19 protein-coding genes are annotated in these 15203 nt (G+C 69.1%); 3 read left to right on the top strand and 16 right to left on the bottom strand.

Features of this window, described 5'->3' with window-relative positions:
• Positions 1-266: STAS domain-containing protein (locus FRW57_RS08080; protein ID WP_152185762.1), on the bottom strand; the 266-nt coding region annotated here is incomplete at its 3' end.
• Positions 267-412: 146 nt separating this feature from the next.
• On the opposite strand from FRW57_RS08080, the gene FRW57_RS08075 reads away from it, so the two are divergent.
• Positions 413-1063: a cob(I)yrinic acid a,c-diamide adenosyltransferase gene (locus FRW57_RS08075; RefSeq protein ID WP_137122902.1), complete on the top strand. Its 651-nt coding sequence runs from the start codon at positions 413-415 to the stop codon at positions 1061-1063.
• Positions 1064-1167: 104 nt separating this feature from the next.
• On the opposite strand, the gene FRW57_RS08070 is transcribed toward FRW57_RS08075, so the two are convergent.
• The 15 genes from FRW57_RS08070 to FRW57_RS08000 all read right to left on the bottom strand — a co-directional run bounded on the left by FRW57_RS08070 (position 1168) and on the right by FRW57_RS08000 (position 13927).
• Complete coding sequence (locus tag FRW57_RS08070; protein WP_162308252.1) at positions 1168-1596, bottom strand: DUF2550 family protein; 429 nt, start codon at positions 1594-1596, stop codon at positions 1168-1170.
• Between the two features lie 19 nt (positions 1597-1615).
• Entirely contained in the window at positions 1616-1888 is a 273-nt protein-coding gene (locus tag FRW57_RS08065) for a F0F1 ATP synthase subunit epsilon (protein WP_137122900.1), read from the bottom strand.
• A gap of 120 nt (positions 1889-2008) precedes the next feature.
• Positions 2009-3463: a F0F1 ATP synthase subunit beta gene (atpD, locus tag FRW57_RS08060; RefSeq protein ID WP_137122899.1), complete on the bottom strand. Its 1455-nt coding sequence runs from the start codon at positions 3461-3463 to the stop codon at positions 2009-2011.
• A 12-nt stretch (positions 3464-3475) separates the two neighbouring features.
• The gene (locus FRW57_RS08055) at positions 3476-4375 is read right to left on the bottom strand and encodes a F0F1 ATP synthase subunit gamma (protein ID WP_137122898.1); all 900 of its coding nucleotides are present in this window, start codon (positions 4373-4375) and stop codon (positions 3476-3478) included.
• 55 nt (positions 4376-4430) lie between these two features.
• Positions 4431-6068, bottom strand: coding sequence for a F0F1 ATP synthase subunit alpha (atpA, locus tag FRW57_RS08050; RefSeq protein ID WP_152185761.1), 1638 nt, complete (start codon positions 6066-6068; stop codon positions 4431-4433).
• A gap of 135 nt (positions 6069-6203) precedes the next feature.
• Positions 6204-7019, bottom strand: a complete 816-nt coding sequence (locus tag FRW57_RS08045; protein ID WP_137122896.1) for a F0F1 ATP synthase subunit delta — start codon at positions 7017-7019, stop codon at positions 6204-6206.
• A complete protein-coding gene (locus FRW57_RS08040; RefSeq protein ID WP_137122915.1) occupies positions 7019-7567 on the bottom strand; it encodes a F0F1 ATP synthase subunit B in 549 nt (182 codons plus the stop codon). The genes FRW57_RS08045 and FRW57_RS08040 overlap by 1 nt, the downstream gene beginning before the upstream one ends.
• Positions 7568-7659: 92 nt before the next feature.
• Positions 7660-7863 (bottom strand): ATP synthase F0 subunit C, encoded by a 204-nt coding sequence (gene atpE / locus FRW57_RS08035; protein WP_137122895.1) that lies wholly within the window; start codon positions 7861-7863, stop codon positions 7660-7662.
• Between the two features lie 109 nt (positions 7864-7972).
• Positions 7973-8785, bottom strand: coding sequence for a F0F1 ATP synthase subunit A (atpB, locus tag FRW57_RS08030; RefSeq protein ID WP_238384816.1), 813 nt, complete (start codon positions 8783-8785; stop codon positions 7973-7975).
• A gap of 106 nt (positions 8786-8891) precedes the next feature.
• Entirely contained in the window at positions 8892-9155 is a 264-nt protein-coding gene (locus FRW57_RS08025) for a hypothetical protein (RefSeq protein ID WP_202911660.1), read from the bottom strand.
• A gap of 24 nt (positions 9156-9179) precedes the next feature.
• Positions 9180-9650, bottom strand: a complete 471-nt coding sequence (locus tag FRW57_RS08020; protein WP_137122894.1) for a Cg1360 family ATP-synthase-associated protein — start codon at positions 9648-9650, stop codon at positions 9180-9182.
• 82 nt (positions 9651-9732) lie between these two features.
• Positions 9733-10836: a glycosyltransferase family 4 protein gene (locus FRW57_RS08015; RefSeq protein ID WP_137122893.1), complete on the bottom strand. Its 1104-nt coding sequence runs from the start codon at positions 10834-10836 to the stop codon at positions 9733-9735.
• Between the two features lie 56 nt (positions 10837-10892).
• Positions 10893-12188 carry a serine hydroxymethyltransferase gene (locus tag FRW57_RS08010; protein ID WP_137122892.1) on the bottom strand — a complete coding sequence of 432 codons (1296 nt, stop codon included), beginning with the start codon at positions 12186-12188 and terminating at the stop codon, positions 10893-10895.
• 57 nt (positions 12189-12245) lie between these two features.
• Positions 12246-13094: a DUF72 domain-containing protein gene (locus FRW57_RS08005; protein WP_152185760.1), complete on the bottom strand. Its 849-nt coding sequence runs from the start codon at positions 13092-13094 to the stop codon at positions 12246-12248.
• A 2-nt stretch (positions 13095-13096) separates the two neighbouring features.
• Positions 13097-13927 carry an L-threonylcarbamoyladenylate synthase gene (locus FRW57_RS08000; RefSeq protein ID WP_137122890.1) on the bottom strand — a complete coding sequence of 277 codons (831 nt, stop codon included), beginning with the start codon at positions 13925-13927 and terminating at the stop codon, positions 13097-13099.
• Between FRW57_RS08000 and FRW57_RS07995 the strand changes: the two genes are divergently transcribed.
• Positions 13914-14804: a pentapeptide repeat-containing protein gene (locus FRW57_RS07995; RefSeq protein ID WP_137122889.1), complete on the top strand. Its 891-nt coding sequence runs from the start codon at positions 13914-13916 to the stop codon at positions 14802-14804. The genes FRW57_RS08000 and FRW57_RS07995 overlap by 14 nt on opposite strands.
• Before the next feature lie 121 nt (positions 14805-14925).
• Positions 14926-15203, top strand: a 278-nt coding sequence (locus FRW57_RS07990; RefSeq protein WP_203230255.1) for a dienelactone hydrolase family protein, incomplete at its 3' end; no start/stop codon positions are given.

Here is a 15203-nt window from a genome sequence, read left to right as displayed (position 1 = left end):
GTCTGTGACGCGATGACCAGGCGGCGCCCCGCGCGGCGGGCACGGTGGTGCACGCCCACGATGACGCCCAGACCCGTCGCGTCACAGACCTCCGCGCCCGCGAGGTGGATGAGCAGGTCGCCCTCGCCGCGGTCGACGATGTCGTGCAACGCGATCCGGACGTCGGCCACGGTGCGCACGTCGAGCCGGCCCGTGACCGTCACGATCCTGCCGGGCGAGTCCTCCGCCACATCGGCCGGCTGCGGCACCCCTGCGGTGTGAGCCATCACGATCCCCTTCGTCCGCCGAACCGGGTCATGACTATTGACTCCCACGGACGGCAAAAGGTTGGGCAAGCCGAGGTAACAATCACGTCACATGCCCTCGTCCGCCCCTGCGACGAGGCGCTCGGGCAGGTCTGGGAGCATCAGGCATGGTCATCCTCAACCGCATCTACACCCGCACCGGCGACGACGGCACCACCGCGTTGGGCGACTTCAGCCGCACCAGCAAGACCGATCCGCGACTGGTGGCCTACGCCGACACCGACGAGGCCAACACCGCGATCGGCGTCGCCGTGACCTGCGGTGAACTGCGCGAGGACGTCCGCACGACGCTGCGGCGGGTCCAGAACGACCTGTTCGACGTCGGAGCCGACCTGTGCACGCCCCTCGCGGCCTCCTACGACCACCCACCCCTGCGGGTGCAGGCGGAGTGGGTCGACGAGCTCGAGGCCGACTGCGACCGCTACAACGAGGAGCTCGACAAGCTGCGCTCCTTCATCCTGCCCGGCGGCACCCCCGGCGCCGCTTATCTGCACGTGGCCCGCACCGTCACGCGGCGCGCCGAGCGCGCCACCTGGCAGGCACTGGAGGCGTATGGCGATCAGCCGGCTGCCGCTCCGCCCGAGGGTGAGAAGCAGCGCGGCGTGGGCGGGGTGAACCCCCTGACGGCGAAGTACCTCAACCGGCTGTCCGACCTGCTGTTCATCCTCGGCCGGGTGGCCAACGTGGACGCGGGCGGTGACGTGCTCTGGGTGCCGGGCGGCGGCCGCGAGCAGGCTCCCGACAAGAAGCGCTCCTGACCGAACGCAAGACACCCTCACCTCCGTGAGGAATCTTCGCGAGGTTCGGTGCCCTGTCAGTGGCCGGAACCTCGCAATGATTCCGGGTCCGCTGGGCGGGATGGTCAGGCGACGTTGACGTTGAGGCCGGGCGGTGACGACTCCACCCACGCCCGCAACGCGGTGTAGGCACCGGGAGCGAGCGCGACCTCGAAGGAACGGCCGCGGTACCGGCACGCGACCCCCACCGCGTCGGGGATCAGGCCGATCCGCTCACGCCCCTGGAGGCCGTGCGGTGTGTCGAGCTGCAGCTCGGCCCTGGCCCACTGGGCGCGGGCCCGGACCGTGAAGCCACCGAGGCGAAACCAGTCCAGCCGGGTCGTGCCGTAGCGCGCCATCCCGACCTTCCAACGGCTCTCACCGGGCAGGCGGACAGCGCACAGCACCAAGGGCTTGCCGCGGCCGATGGCGCGGCGGCGCAGGAAGGTCAGGACCAGGAAGAGCAGGAGCAGCACGACGAGCGCGCCGACGAGCACCTCAGCGGAGAGGAGCACGTCCGGCAGCATCGTGACCTCAACCGGAGAACGAGGAGGTGTCGACGGTCTCGGCAACGACGGTCACGCGGTCGTGGTCGACCGACAGGAACCCACTGTCGATGGTGACGCTCTGGCGCTGCCCGCCCGTGGTGTCGATCCGGATGTCGCCGGTGACGAGGACGCCCAGGAGCGGAGTGTGCCCCGGCAGGATTCCGAGGTCCCCGTCGACGCTGCGTGCGCTCACCTTGGCCGCGTCGCCCTCCCAGACCTTGCGGTCGGCGGCGACCAGCTCGACGTGCAACTCACTCACAGGAGATTCCTCCGCTCGAAACGTATTCAGCCAGTCTATCGGCAGTTGCCGCCCGCTCTGACCACGACCGGGTTGGCGGAAGGCCGGCCACCCGCTGGGTGACCGGCCTTCGGCACGGGATCAGTCCTTCTCGAGCTCCGCGGCCTGGCGCTCGACGTCCTCGAGGCCACCGCACATGAAGAACGCCTGCTCGGGCACGTGGTCGTAGTCGCCGTCCGCGATCTTGGTGAAGCCCTCGATCGTCTCCGACAGCGGGACCGTCGAGCCCTCGATGCCGGTGAACTGCTTGGCGACGTAGGTGTTCTGCGACAGGAACCGCTGGATCCGGCGGGCCCGGTTGACCAGGACCTTGTCCTCCTCGGGGAGCTCGTCGATACCGAGGATCGCGATGATGTCCTGCAGCTCCTTGTTGCGCTGCAGGATCGACTTGATCCGCACCGCGGTGTCGTAGTGCTCCTTGCTGATGTAGCGCGGGTCCAGGATGCGCGACGTGGAGGTCAGCGGGTCCACGGCCGGGTAGATGCCCATCGACGCGATGTCACGCGACAGCTCCGTGGTCGCGTCGAGGTGGGCGAACACGCTCGCCGGCGCCGGGTCGGTGTAGTCGTCCGCGGGCACGTAGATCGCCTGCATCGAGGTGATGGAGTGGCCACGCGTCGAGGTGATCCGCTCCTGCAGCACGCCCATCTCGTCGGCCAGGGTCGGCTGGTAGCCGACCGCGGACGGCATACGTCCGAGCAGCGTGGAGACCTCGGAGCCGGCCTGGGTGAACCGGAAGATGTTGTCGATGAACAGCAGCACGTCCTGGTTCTGGACGTCGCGGAAGTACTCGGCCATGGTCAGGGCCGACAGCGCGACACGAAGACGCGTGCCCGGAGGCTCGTCCATCTGGCCGAAGACGAGGGCGGTCTGGCCGAGGACGCCTGCCTCCTCCATCTCCTTGATGAGGTCGTTGCCCTCGCGGGTCCGCTCGCCGACGCCGGCGAACACCGACACACCACCGTGGTCCTTGGCGACGCGGGCGATCATCTCCTGGATGAGCACCGTCTTGCCCACGCCGGCACCGCCGAACAGGCCGATCTTGCCGCCGTTGACGTAGGGGGTCAGCAGGTCGATGACCTTGATGCCGGTCTCGAACATGCTCGTCTTGGACTCGAGCTGGTCGAAGGCCGGGGCCTTGCGGTGGATGCCCCAGCGCTCCTTGATGTCCAGCGGCTCGTCGGTGTCGAGGCAGTGGCCGGTCGCGTTGAACACATGGCCCAGGGTGCCGTCACCCACGGGCACGGAGATCGGCCCGCCGGTGTCCTGCACGGGTGCGCCGCGGACGACACCATCGGTCGGCTGCAGCGAGACGGCACGGACCATGTTGTCACCGATGTGCTGGGCGACCTCGAGGTTCAGGAGGTGCTTCTCGCCCCCGAGCTCGACCTCGGTGGTGAGCAGGTTGTACTGCTCCGGCATGGCGTCGACGGGGAACTCCACGTCGACGACCGGGCCGATGATGCGCGAGACCCGGCCGACGCCGCCCTCGCTCGGGGCTGCGCCCGGGGAGTTCTCGGTCACTGTGGCAGTCATGTTGTGTCCTTCTTACTTGGCGTCCGCGAGGGCGCTGGCGCCGCCCACGATTTCGCTGATCTCTTGGGTGATCTCGGCCTGACGGGCCTGGTTGGCCAGCCGGGTGTAGGTCTTGATGAGCTCCTCGGCGTTGTCCGTCGCCGACTTCATCGCGCGCTGGCGCGCGGCCAGCTCGGAGGCCGCCGACTGCAGCAACGCGTTGAACAACCGCGAGGTGACGTACTTCGGCAGCAGCGCGTCGAGCACCTCGGAGGCGTTCGGCTCGAACTCGTAGAGCGGCAGCACCTCGTCGGGCGCCGGCGCCTCCGTGCCCTCGACGACCTCCAGCGGCAGCAGCCGCACGACCGTCGGCTCCTGCGTGACCATGCTCTTGAACCGGGTGAAGACGACGTGGAGCTCGTCCACCCCACCCTCCTCGGAGCCGGCGATGAAGTCGCCTGTGACCCGCTCGCCGATCTCGCGGGCCGCGTCGAACGTCGGGCGGTCGGTGAAGCCGGTCCAATCCGCGGCATACTCCCGCTTGCGGAACTTGTAGTAGCTGACCGCCTTGCGACCGACGAGGTAGGGGACGACCTCCTTGCCCTCGCTCTTGAGCTTGGCGATCAGCTCGGCGCTCTCCTTGATCGCCGAGACCGAGTAGGCCCCGGCCAGACCGCGGTCGCTGGTCATGATGACCACGCCGGCCCGCTTGACGTCCGGCCGCTCGGTGGTGAGCGGGTGGTCGACGTCGGAGAAGGTGGCCACCGCGGACACCGCACGAGTGAGGGCCAGGGCGTATGGCGTGGACTCGGCGACGTACTGGCGCGCCTTGGTCACCCGGGATGCCGCGACCAACTCCATCGCGCGCGTGATCTTCTTGATCGACCCGACGGACTTGATGCGCTCCCGGTAGACGCGAATCTGCGCTCCCATGGGCTTCCGCCTCTCCTTGCTTCTAGCGTGTCAGAACTGGCTGTGGACCGGTGGATCAGCGCTGCTGCTTGACGATCTGGGCCTGGTCGATCTGGTCCTCGGTCATCTCGTCGTGCTGCTCCGAACCGGCCTGGACGCCGCCGTCCTCGGCCGCCACGAACTGCTCCTTGAAGGAGGCGATGGCCTCCTCGAGCGACTTCTCCGTGTCGTCCTCGAGCTTCTTCGTCTCGCGGATGGAGTCGTAGATGCCCGACTTCTCGCGACGGATGAAGTCGAGGAACTCTGCCTCGAACCGGCTGACGTCCTCCACGGCCAGGTCGTCGAGGTGACCGGTGGTGCCGGTCCAGATCACGACGACCTCCTCCTCGACCTTGAGCGGCGAGGCCTGCGGCTGCTTGAGCAGCTCGACCAGGCGGGCGCCCCGCTCGAGCTGGTTGCGGGACGCGGCATCGAGGTCGGACGCGAACATCGCGAACGCCTCCATCGCGCGGAACTGCGCCAGGTCGAGCTTGAGCCGGCCGGAGACCTGCTTCATCGCCTTGATCTGGGCGTCGCCACCGACTCGCGAGACGGACACACCCACGTCGATGGCGGGGCGCACGTTGGAGTTGAACAGGTCGGCCTGCAGGTAGATCTGGCCGTCGGTGATCGAGATGACGTTGGTCGGGATGTAGGCCGACACGTCGCCCGCCTTGGTCTCGATGATCGGCAGCCCGGTCATCGAGCCGGCTCCCAGCTCGTCAGAGAGCTTGGCGCAGCGCTCGAGCAGACGGGAGTGCAGGTAGAAGACGTCACCGGGGTAGGCCTCGCGGCCCGGCGGACGACGCAGCAGCAGGGAGACGGCGCGATAGGCCTCGGCCTGCTTGGACAGGTCGTCGAAGACGATGAGGACGTGCTTGCCCTGGTACATCCAGTGCTGGCCGATGGCCGAACCGGTGTAGGGTGCGAGGTACTTGAAGCCGGCCGAGTCGGACGCCGGGGCGGCGACGATCGTCGTGTACTCCAGGGCACCGGCGGCCTCGAGGTCACCGCGCACCGAGGCGATGGTCGAGTTCTTCTGGCCGATCGCGACGTAGATGCAGCGGACCTGCCTGTCCGGGTCGCCGGAGTTCCAGTTCTCCTTCTGGTTGATGATCGTGTCGACCGCGACGGTGGTCTTGCCGGTCTGGCGGTCGCCGATGATCAGCTGCCGCTGGCCCCGGCCGATCGGGATCATCGAGTCGATGGCCTTGATGCCGGTCTGCAGCGGCTCGTGCACTGACTTGCGTGCCATGACGCCGGGAGCCTGCAGCTCCAGGGCGCGGCGGGTCTCGGCCTCGATGTCGCCGAGGCCGTCGATCGGGTGGCCGAGCGGGTCCACCACGCGACCCATGAAGGCGTCACCGACGGGCGCGGAGAGGACCTCGCCGGTGCGCTTGACCTCCTGGCCCTCCTCGATGTCGTCGAAGGCACCGAGCACCACGACGCCGATCTCGTGGACGTCGAGGTTGAGCGCGAGACCCAGGGTCCCGTCCTCGAACTCGAGCAGCTCGTTGGTCATGCACGACGGCAGACCCTCGACGTGGGCGATGCCGTCACCGGCGTCGGTCACTCGGCCGACCTCTTCGCGGGAGGCCGCGCCGGGCTCGTAGGACTGAACGAAGTCGTTCAGTGCGTCCCGGATCTCCTCCGGACGGATCGTGAGCTCCGTCATCATCTTCTCCTCGTGTGCGGCCCGTTCTTGTCCGGACCGAAGCTGTGGGTGGTGTGCTGCTCTGCTGCTCTGCTGCCTGGGGTGGAAGTCGGTATGCCGTGTGGTCGGTCGTGGTGCGTTTTCCGTCAGCCGCGGTCAGCCGATGAGTTTGCGCTTGGCCTCGTCGAGCCGGCGGGCAATCGTGCCGTCGACGACCTCGTCGCCGATCTGGATCCGCAGCCCGCCGAGGACCTCGGGGTCCACGATGACGTTGGCCAGCACCTGCTTCTCGTACATCGACGACAGCGCCGCCGTCAGGCGGTCACGCTGTGCGTCGTCGAGCGGCGCGGCGGAGATGATCGTGGCGGTCAGCTGCTCGCGGCGACGGGCGGCGATGGCCAGGTAGGACTCGAGGACCCGGTCGAACCGGCGACCCCGCGGTGCGAGCACCGCCTGGCGCGCGAGTCGCACGGTCTCGTCACTGGCCTTCCCCTCCAGCAACGAGCTGACCAGCTGCGCCTTGGCGGTGCGGCCGGCGTGCCGGTCGGTCAGCGCGTCGCGCAGGCCGGGGTTGCCGGCCACCACCCGTCCGAAGCGGAAGAGCTCGTCCTCGACGGAGTCGAGGCGACCGCCTGCCTCGGCCATTGCCATGACCGTCTCGACCGCGAGCTCCTCGGTCGTGTCGGACAGGTCACGCTCGGACGACCAGCGACCGGAGACCGCGACCCCGACCAGGTTGCCGGTGGCCTCCCCGACCTTGCCGCCGAAGAGGCGGGCGGCAAGGTCGCGCTTGACCTGCGGCTCGCGCGACGGGTCCGCAAGCGCCCGACGCAGCGCGGCACTCGAGTCGAGGGCGCCGGTGACGGCGAACAGCTCCTCGGCCAGGACCGACCAGTCCACGCCCGGCTGCTGCAGGGTCTCGGCCAGCGCCTTGCGCGCTGCCGCCGCTGCCCCTCGCGATGAACCCTGCATCAGGACTCCTCGGCCGGCACGGCTCCGACGGCCTCGGGCTTGACGTCCCCCGACTCCAACTCGGCCAGGAACCGGTCGACGATCCCCTTCTGGCGGGCCTCGTCGTGCAGCGACTCACCCACGATGCGGCTGGCCAGGTCGGTCGAGATCCGGCCCACCTCTCCACGCAGCGACACGATCGCCTGCTGGCGCTCGGCCTCGATCTGCTTCTTCGCCGACTCGGTGATGCGGGTGGCCTCGGTCTGGGCCTGGGCCCGCATCTCGGTCAGGATGTTGGCGCCCTGCTCGCGCGCCTCCTCGCGGATGCGTGCGGCCTCCGACCTGGCCTCCGCCAGCTGTGCCTGGTACTGCTCGAGGGCAGCCTGGGCCTCCTGCTGGGCCTCCTCCGCCTTGTGCATGCCGCCCTCGATGGCGGCCGTGCGGTCGGCGTAGGCCTTCTCGAGATTGGGCACGACGTACTTCTTGACGGCCCAGTAGAAGATGCCGAAGAAGACGAACCCGACGATGAGCTCACCCCAGGCCGGCAGGATCGGCGAGGCGTTCGCCATGTCGCTGGCCGGCGCGAGCGCGGGAACGCTGGCGAGTGCGTGCACGAGATTCTCCTAGTGCTGTGGTGCCGTTGCTGTCGGAAGAGCGGTGGTCAGGAGATGAAGTAGAGCACCAGACCGAAGATGGCGAGGGCCTCGGCGAAGGCGAAGCCGAGGATGGCGATCGACTGCAGCATGCCGCGGGCCTCGGGCTGGCGCGCGACGCCGTTGATGAAGGCGGCGAAGATCAGGCCGATGCCGATGCCGGGACCGATGGCGGACAGGCCGTAACCGATGATGGCGATGTTGCCGGTCATGAGTGTCGTCCTCTTTCTGGGGGCGTTCCGCGCGACACGGCGTCGAACGGAGGTCTCTGGTTGGGGCTATGAAGTTGTGTGGCAGCCGACCGGGTGGCCGGGAGCGGTCTCAGTGCTCGTCGGCCAGCGAGGTGGCGATGTAGGACGCGGCGAGCAGGGTGAAGATGTAGGCCTGAACGACCTCGATCAGGGCCTCGAACACGGTCATGATGAAGGCGAGCAGGAAGGTCGGCACGGAGATGACCTTCAGGCCGATCCCCCCGTGCAGCAGCATGTACTCGCCACCGGTGATGAAGACCAGCAGCAGCATGTGGCCGGCCAGCATGTTGCCGAAGATTCGCATCGCCAGCGTGAGCGGGCGGGTCACGAAGAAGGAGAAGGTCTCCAGCACCAGGACCATCGGCACGATCCAGGCCGGCAGGCCGCTCGGCACGAAGGATCCGAAGTAGCCCCTGAGCCCGTGCTTCTTGATCCCGATGTAGTGGTAGATGACGTAGACGATCGCGGTCAGCGCGATCGGGAAGCCGATCCGGCTGATCGTGGGGAACTGGAACGGCGGGATGACCCCGAACAGGTTGTTGACCAGCAGGATCGCGAACAGGGAGAACAGGAACGGGACGTACTTGAGGAACTCCTTGCTGCCGATCATGTCCCGGGCGATGCCGTTGCGAGTCGTGTTGTAGAACATCTCGGTGAGGAACTGGCCCTTGCCGGGCACGATCGCCGCCTTGCGCGTGGTGGCGATGAACCACCACGACAGGGCGACGACCGAGATGATCCACAGCAGCATCGGCCGGGTGAACGCCCAGGTGCCGGAGCCGATCAGCGGCTGCCAGAAGTCCTGGGGGCCCGGCGGCTCAAATCCTTCTCCCCCGCCCGAGGCGAGCAGGACGCCGGTCGGGGCGAGCATGGTGATGCTCACGAAGTCTCCTCGATGTTCGTCGTTGGACACAGGGGGCGGGCGACCGGCAGGGGAAGGATCGGAACGCGGCCACCAACGTGGCACACGCGCGCGTGCTCCCGCAAAGTCAGTGCGTACTGTACCGGACCCAGATCAGGTAGAGCGCCAGCACCATCCCCCCGACCACCCCGACGGGCAGCAGGAACGCGGTGTGCAGGAAGTGGTCGAGCAGCCAGCCGATCCCGCCGAAGACGACGGGCCCGGAGATGACCAGCGCCAGCGCGTCGATCTCGCGGGTCGGCTCCATCCCGGGGTAGCCCGCGTCGGGGTCCGGCGGTCCCGGTCGCTCGGGCTCCTCCCCGGGCGGCTTCGGGGGTCCCTGGTCGCTCATGGTGTCCTCCTCGCACGAACCGCATCAGGCCTCCTCACGAGAGGGGCCGGCCGCGTCCGCTGCTGCGGGCTCGTCATACACCGTCTGTCGCATCCGCAGGTAGGCGCGCGCCTGGAAGACCTGCCAGACCAGCGTGACGACCAGGATCGTGATGCCGCACGCGAGGCCGTCCAGCCAGGTCACGTCGCGCATGGCGATGATGATGATCCCCATGAAGATGACCTGGCCGAGGTAGACCGCCATCGCGCCCGCGAACACCGAGATCGGGTTCGCGTTGACCATCATCGTCATGAGCTTGAGGCCGACCCCGAAGAAGACCAGGGCGATCGCCGCGCCGAAGAGCGCGCCCTCCGCGCCCCGCAGGTCCCGCAGCACCCAAAAGACCACGACGGTGACCACCGAGGCGATCACGCTGGGCACGAAGGCACCACGCAGCATGGCCGCGAAGGGGGCTGCCGGAGCGGCAGTGGTGGAGCCTGCGGATGTTCTGGTCACGGTCTGCACTCAATCAGTCGGAGTCGTCGGGCCGCTGGTCGGCGTCCGACCGAAGGGCTTTTTCGAACGCTTGTGAAAGTTATCACAAGCGCTCGCTCGGATGCCACTTCGGCAGTCCCAGGGTGAGTGCCAGGGCGGCCACGACCAGCACGCCGATGGCCACGAAGACCACCCAGCCGGTCACGAAGGCGAACGAGACGGCCCCCATGGCGACGATGCCCGACCACAGGTAGAGCAGCAGCACCGCGCGGCGGTGGGTGTGCCCGATCGCGAGCATCCGGTGGTGCAGGTGCAGCGCGTCCGGCTGCCAGGGCTTCTGCCCGGCCCGCAGCCGGCGGATCACCGCGAGCATCCCGTCCAGCAGCGGCAGCGCCAGGATCGCCAGCGGGAGCACGATCGGCAGCAGGTAGGCCGCGGTGGAGGAGGTGGCGCCCACGTTGGTCGACGGGTCGATCGTGCCCGTCATCGAGATCGTGGCGGCGGCGAGCAGGAGGCCGAGCAGGAGGGCCCCCGCGTCGCCCATGAACAGCCGAGCGGGATGGAAGTTGTGCGGCAGGAAGCCGATGCAGCACCCGATGATCGCGGCCGTGATGAAGGTCGCCGTCGAGAAGACGTTCGGCGGGTCGTAGGTGCGCGACAACAGGTAGGACCAGGCGAAGAACGCGAGGGCGGAGATGCCGACGATGCCGGCCGCCAGGCCGTCCAGCCCGTCGACGAGGTTCACCGCGTTCGTCGAGATCACGACGATGATGATGGTGAGGGTCACCAGGATCGGCGCCGGCAGGACGGTCACCCCGCCGAGCGGCAGCGACAGCAGCTGGACGCCGCCGAAGGCCATGATGCCCGCGGCGATCATCTGGCCCGCGATCTTGGTCAGCCAGTCGAGCTCCCACACGTCGTCGACCGCCCCCAGCAGGCAGATCACCGCACCACCGGCGAGCACGCCGAGGATCTCGTTCGTGACGAACAGCTGGGACAGGAACGGCAGCTGGCTGGCGACCAGGACGGCAGCCGCGAACCCGAAGAGCATGCCCAATCCCCCGAGCCGGGGGATGGGGGTCGCGTGCACGTCCCGCGCTCGCACCGCGGTGAAGGCACCGAGCCGGATGGCGACGCGACGGACCAGAGGGGTCGAGGCGTACGTCATGGCCGCCGCCACGACGAAGATCAGGAGGTACTCCCGCACGGATCAACCCCTCGCTGGTCAGGTCAGGTCACGCGAGCCCTGCGGGAGGGCTCCGCTCAGCTCCGAGGGTATGCCGGGTGGCTGGCCACGAGCTCGCTCACCTGTGCGCGGATCTCCTTGGCCGTGGCGTGGTCGGGGTCGCCGTCGGTCTCGGTCACGGCGCGGTGGATGAGGCCCGCGATCGTCACCATGTCGCCCTGGTCCATGCCCTGAGTCGTGACGCACGGGGTCCCGACGCGGATACCGGAGGCGATGTTGGGCTTTTGCGGGTCGAACGGGATGGCGTTCTTGTTGAGCACGATGCCTGCAGCGTCGGCACGCTTCTCGGCATCGGCGCCGGTCACGCCCACTCCCTGCAGGTCGTGCAGCGACAGGTGGGTGTCGGTGCCGCCGGTGATCGGCCGGATCCCGTTCTCCCCCAACGAGGTCGCGAGCTGCCGAGCGTTGACCACGACCTGCTTGGCGTAGGCCTGGTAGGCGGGGGTCGAGCACTCCTTGAGGTTGACTGCCTTGGCGGCAACGCAGTGCATCAGCGGGCCACCCTGCATCATCGGGAAGACCGCCTTGTCGAGCGCCTTGGCGTGTTGCTCCTTGCAGACGAGCATCCCGCCGCGGGGACCGCGCAGGACCTTGTGCGTCGTGAAGGTGACGACATCGGCATACGGGACGGGGCTGGGGATGGCCTTGCCGGCCACCAGACCGATGAAGTGGGCGGCGTCGACCCAGAAGATCGCGCCGATCTCGTCGGCGATGTCGCGGAAGGCCTGGAAGTCGATCAGCCGCGGGATCGCCGAGCCACCGGCGACGATCATCTTGGGACGGTGCTCGCGGGCGAGGTCACGGACCTGGTCGTAGTCGATGTCCTCGGTGTCCTTGTCCACCCCATAGTGGACGGCGTTGAACCACTTGCCGCTGAACGACACCTTGGCGCCGTGGGTGAGGTGACCACCGTGCGGCAGCGACATGGCCAGGTAGGTGTCACCCGGTTGCAGGAACGCACCGTAGACCGCCTGGTTGGCACTGGCGCCCGAGTGTGGCTGGACGTTGGCGTGTTCTGCCCCGAAGAGCGCCTTGGCGCGTTCGATCGCCAGGTTCTCGGCCTTGTCGACCTCCGCGCAGCCGCCGTAGTAACGACGCCCCGGGTAGCCCTCGGCATACTTGTTGGACAGCGTCGAGCCGAGCGCGGTGAGCACCGCGGGGCTGGTCTCGTTCTCGCTGGCGATCAGCTGCAGGCCACCGCGGAGGCGCTCGAGCTCGGAGAGCAGGACGCCCGCGATCTCGGGATCCTCCGACTGCAGCTGGCCGAAGTCGGAGCCGTAGAACGTCGTGTCGGTGATCTGGTCCGTGCTCATGCCATCGCTCCGTATCCGAGGGGGACGAGGTGATCTCCACTTCCGTGCGGGACCACTCTATTGCGCTCCGAGGCCACGGGAGCCGCTGGGCAGTCCGAGCCGGTCGGCCAGCGCGATCGCGTCGAAGGGCGCGTGGACCTTGGCATCGTTGTCGAAGTAGACGTGCACGTCGTGGCCGCTGTCGACCCAGCGCCGGACCTTGGCCGCCCAGTCGTCGAGCGCCGCGTCGGTGTAACCGCTGACGTAGAGCTCCTCGGCGCCGTGGAGCCGGATGTAGACCAGGTCGGACGTCGCCTGCTCGATCCTCGGCCAGCGCCCGGCGGTGTCGGCCACCACGATGCCGATCTGGTTGCGCTCCAACAGATTCATCGCTGCAGGCGTCGCGAGGCTGTCGTGCCGGACCTCGAGGACGTGCCGGATCGGGCGGTCTTCGTCGGTGGCCGCCAGGACGCGGTCGTCGGACAGCTTGTCGTCGTGGCGGCCGGCGAGGACGGCCGCGGCGGCCGTCGACCGCGGCAGCAGGTCGAAGAAGGCCTGGAATCGGGAGGCGTCGAAGCCCAGGTTGGGCGGCAGCTGCCAGAGGACCGGGCCGAGGGTAGGTCCCAGCGCGAGCACGCCGGACGCGAAGAAGTTGGCGAGTGCCGTCTCGACACCGCCCAGCTTCTTCATGTGCGTGATGAAGCGGCCGCCCTTGACCGCGAAGAGAAAACCGGGCGGCACCTGCTGCCGCCAGGTGGTGTAGCTGCTGGGGCGTTGCAGCGAGTAGAAGGAGCCGTTGATCTCGATCGCCCGTAGCCGCTCGGACGCGTAGGCGAGCTCGAGCCGTTGCACCAGCCCCGGCGGGTAAAAGGTGCCGCGCCAGCCCCGGTAGCGCCATCCTGAGATGCCGACCCGGACCTCACCCATGGCTAGGCGCTGGTGGCTCCGGGGGTCTCCCGGTCCTCGTCGGAAGCGGATACCGGCGCCTCGTTCGCGGCCTCGGGGACCTCCGTGTCCGCCCGCGCGCTCTCCGGCTCGTCCACGACCTCGTCGACGGCCTCGGGGGCGTCCTCTTCCACCTGCTCGCTCTCCGGCTCGTCGACGATCTCGAACGGGTCGTCCAGCAGCACGTCGCCGAGCACCTCTCGCAACCGCTCGGAGGAGATCGCGCCGACGCGCAGGACAACCGGGTTCTCCCTGGTGCAGTCCAGGATCGTGGAGGCGTCGGTGCCGCGCGCCGGGCCGCCGTCGAGGTAGACGCTGACCGACGAGCCGAGCATGGCAGCCGCCTCGGTCACCGTCTGCGCCGCAGCCTGCCCCGTGACGTTGGCGCTGCTGACCGCCATCGGCCCCACCTCGGCGAGGAGGGTCAGCGCCACGTCGTCCTGCGGCATCCGCACCGCCACGGTGCCGTTGGTCTCACCCAGGTCCCACATCAGCGACCGCTGCGCCTTGAGCACGAGGGTCAGGGCGCCCGGCCAGAAGGCCTTGATGAGGTCACGGGCATACGACGGCACTGCCGTCGCGAGGCCGTCGACCGTGCGCGGGTTGGGCACCAGGACCGGTGGCGGCATCTCACGGCCGCGTCCCTTGGCGGCGAGGAGCGCGGCCACGGCCTCGGCGTCGAAGGCGTCCGCACCGATGCCGTAGACGGTGTCAGTGGGCAGCACGACCAGCTCTCCCCGCTGGACGGCCTCGGTGGCCTGGGCGACACCGTCGTCCCGCCCCGCGTCGCTGGTGCAGTCGATGACCGGGCTCATCGGCGGTTCCTCGTGGTGGTCGGCACACCGGCAGTCTCCCACCACGCTGCTCGGCTCCGGCGCCCTCCCCCGAGGTGGCCGCGGCGTCGCAACGGCGTGGAACCATCACCTCATGCCGCAGACCCCTCCGCCGTCCTCGGCCGATCGCGCTCCCGGGACGACGCTGACCGGCCTGACGCTGCCGGGCACCGCACTGCGCGAGCGCCCCGAGCTCAGGACGACCGCGCCGGGCGACCTGCGGCTGGCGCGGTGCGACCTGACCGGCGCCGACCTGCGCGGGCTCGAGCTGGTCGGCACCCAGTTCCTCGACTGCACGCTCGACGGCGCACGCCTGAACGGCGCCGCGCTGGACGAGACGACCTGGCGCGGCGGGAGCGCACGCGGGACCCTCTTCCTGGACGCCGAGCTCACCGAGGCGGTGTTCGACGGGGTCGACGCCTCCGACGCCCGGTTCGGCGGCGCCCTGCTGACGGAGGCGTCCTTCACCGGGTGCCGCCTGATGGGCGCCCAGTTCGAGGGCAGCCAGGGTCTGGGCTTCGAGGTGCGCGAGTGCAACCTGTATGCCGCCAACCTCACCGGGGTCACGCTGACTGGCGAAGACCTCACCGGGTTGCGGCTCACCGAGGCCGTGCTGCGCGGAGCCGACGTGCGGCGCGCGGTGATGGACGGCTGCGTGCTGCTGAACGCCGACCTCTACGGCGCCAACCTCACCGGGACCGATCTGCGCGGAGCCGACCTCGGCCCGCTCGACCTGGACGGCCTGCGGGCCCTCAAGGGCGCGATCATCTCCTCCGGGCAGGCCGGCCGGCTGCTCGAGGCGCTCGTCGGTGTCTCGGTCAGCGACCCGGCCCCGGGCAGGCACCCCGGCTCCCCATGAGAACACCCCAGCAACGCCCAGCAGGGCCACCCGCCACACCGTCGCAGCACATGATCACCGGCCAATCGTTGACGTACGGTAAGTAACCAGGCGGCCTCACGACGAGCAAGGAGCGTGGCCCATGGGCGACACGATGACGGCAGCGACCACCCGCATCACCGGTCACGCGGGCCACGAGGTGGAGGCCTACCTGGCCCGTCCGGAGGATCCACCGGCCCGGGGCGGGGTCGTGGTCATCCACCACATGCCCGGCTACGACCGCGCCACCAAGGAGATCGTGCGACGGTTCGCCGAGCTGGGCCATGACGCGATCTGCCCCAACCTCTACTGGCGCGAGGCCCCCGGCGCCGCACCCGACGACGCGGCCGCGACCGCCCGCGCCCGCGGTGGTGTCCCGGA

Source organism: Segeticoccus rhizosphaerae, from assembly GCF_009192725.1.
Lineage (GTDB): Bacteria > Actinomycetota > Actinomycetes > Actinomycetales > Dermatophilaceae > Segeticoccus > Segeticoccus rhizosphaerae.
Note: the sequence above shows the minus strand (reverse complement) of the source record. Positions and strands in the feature narration are given on the sequence as shown.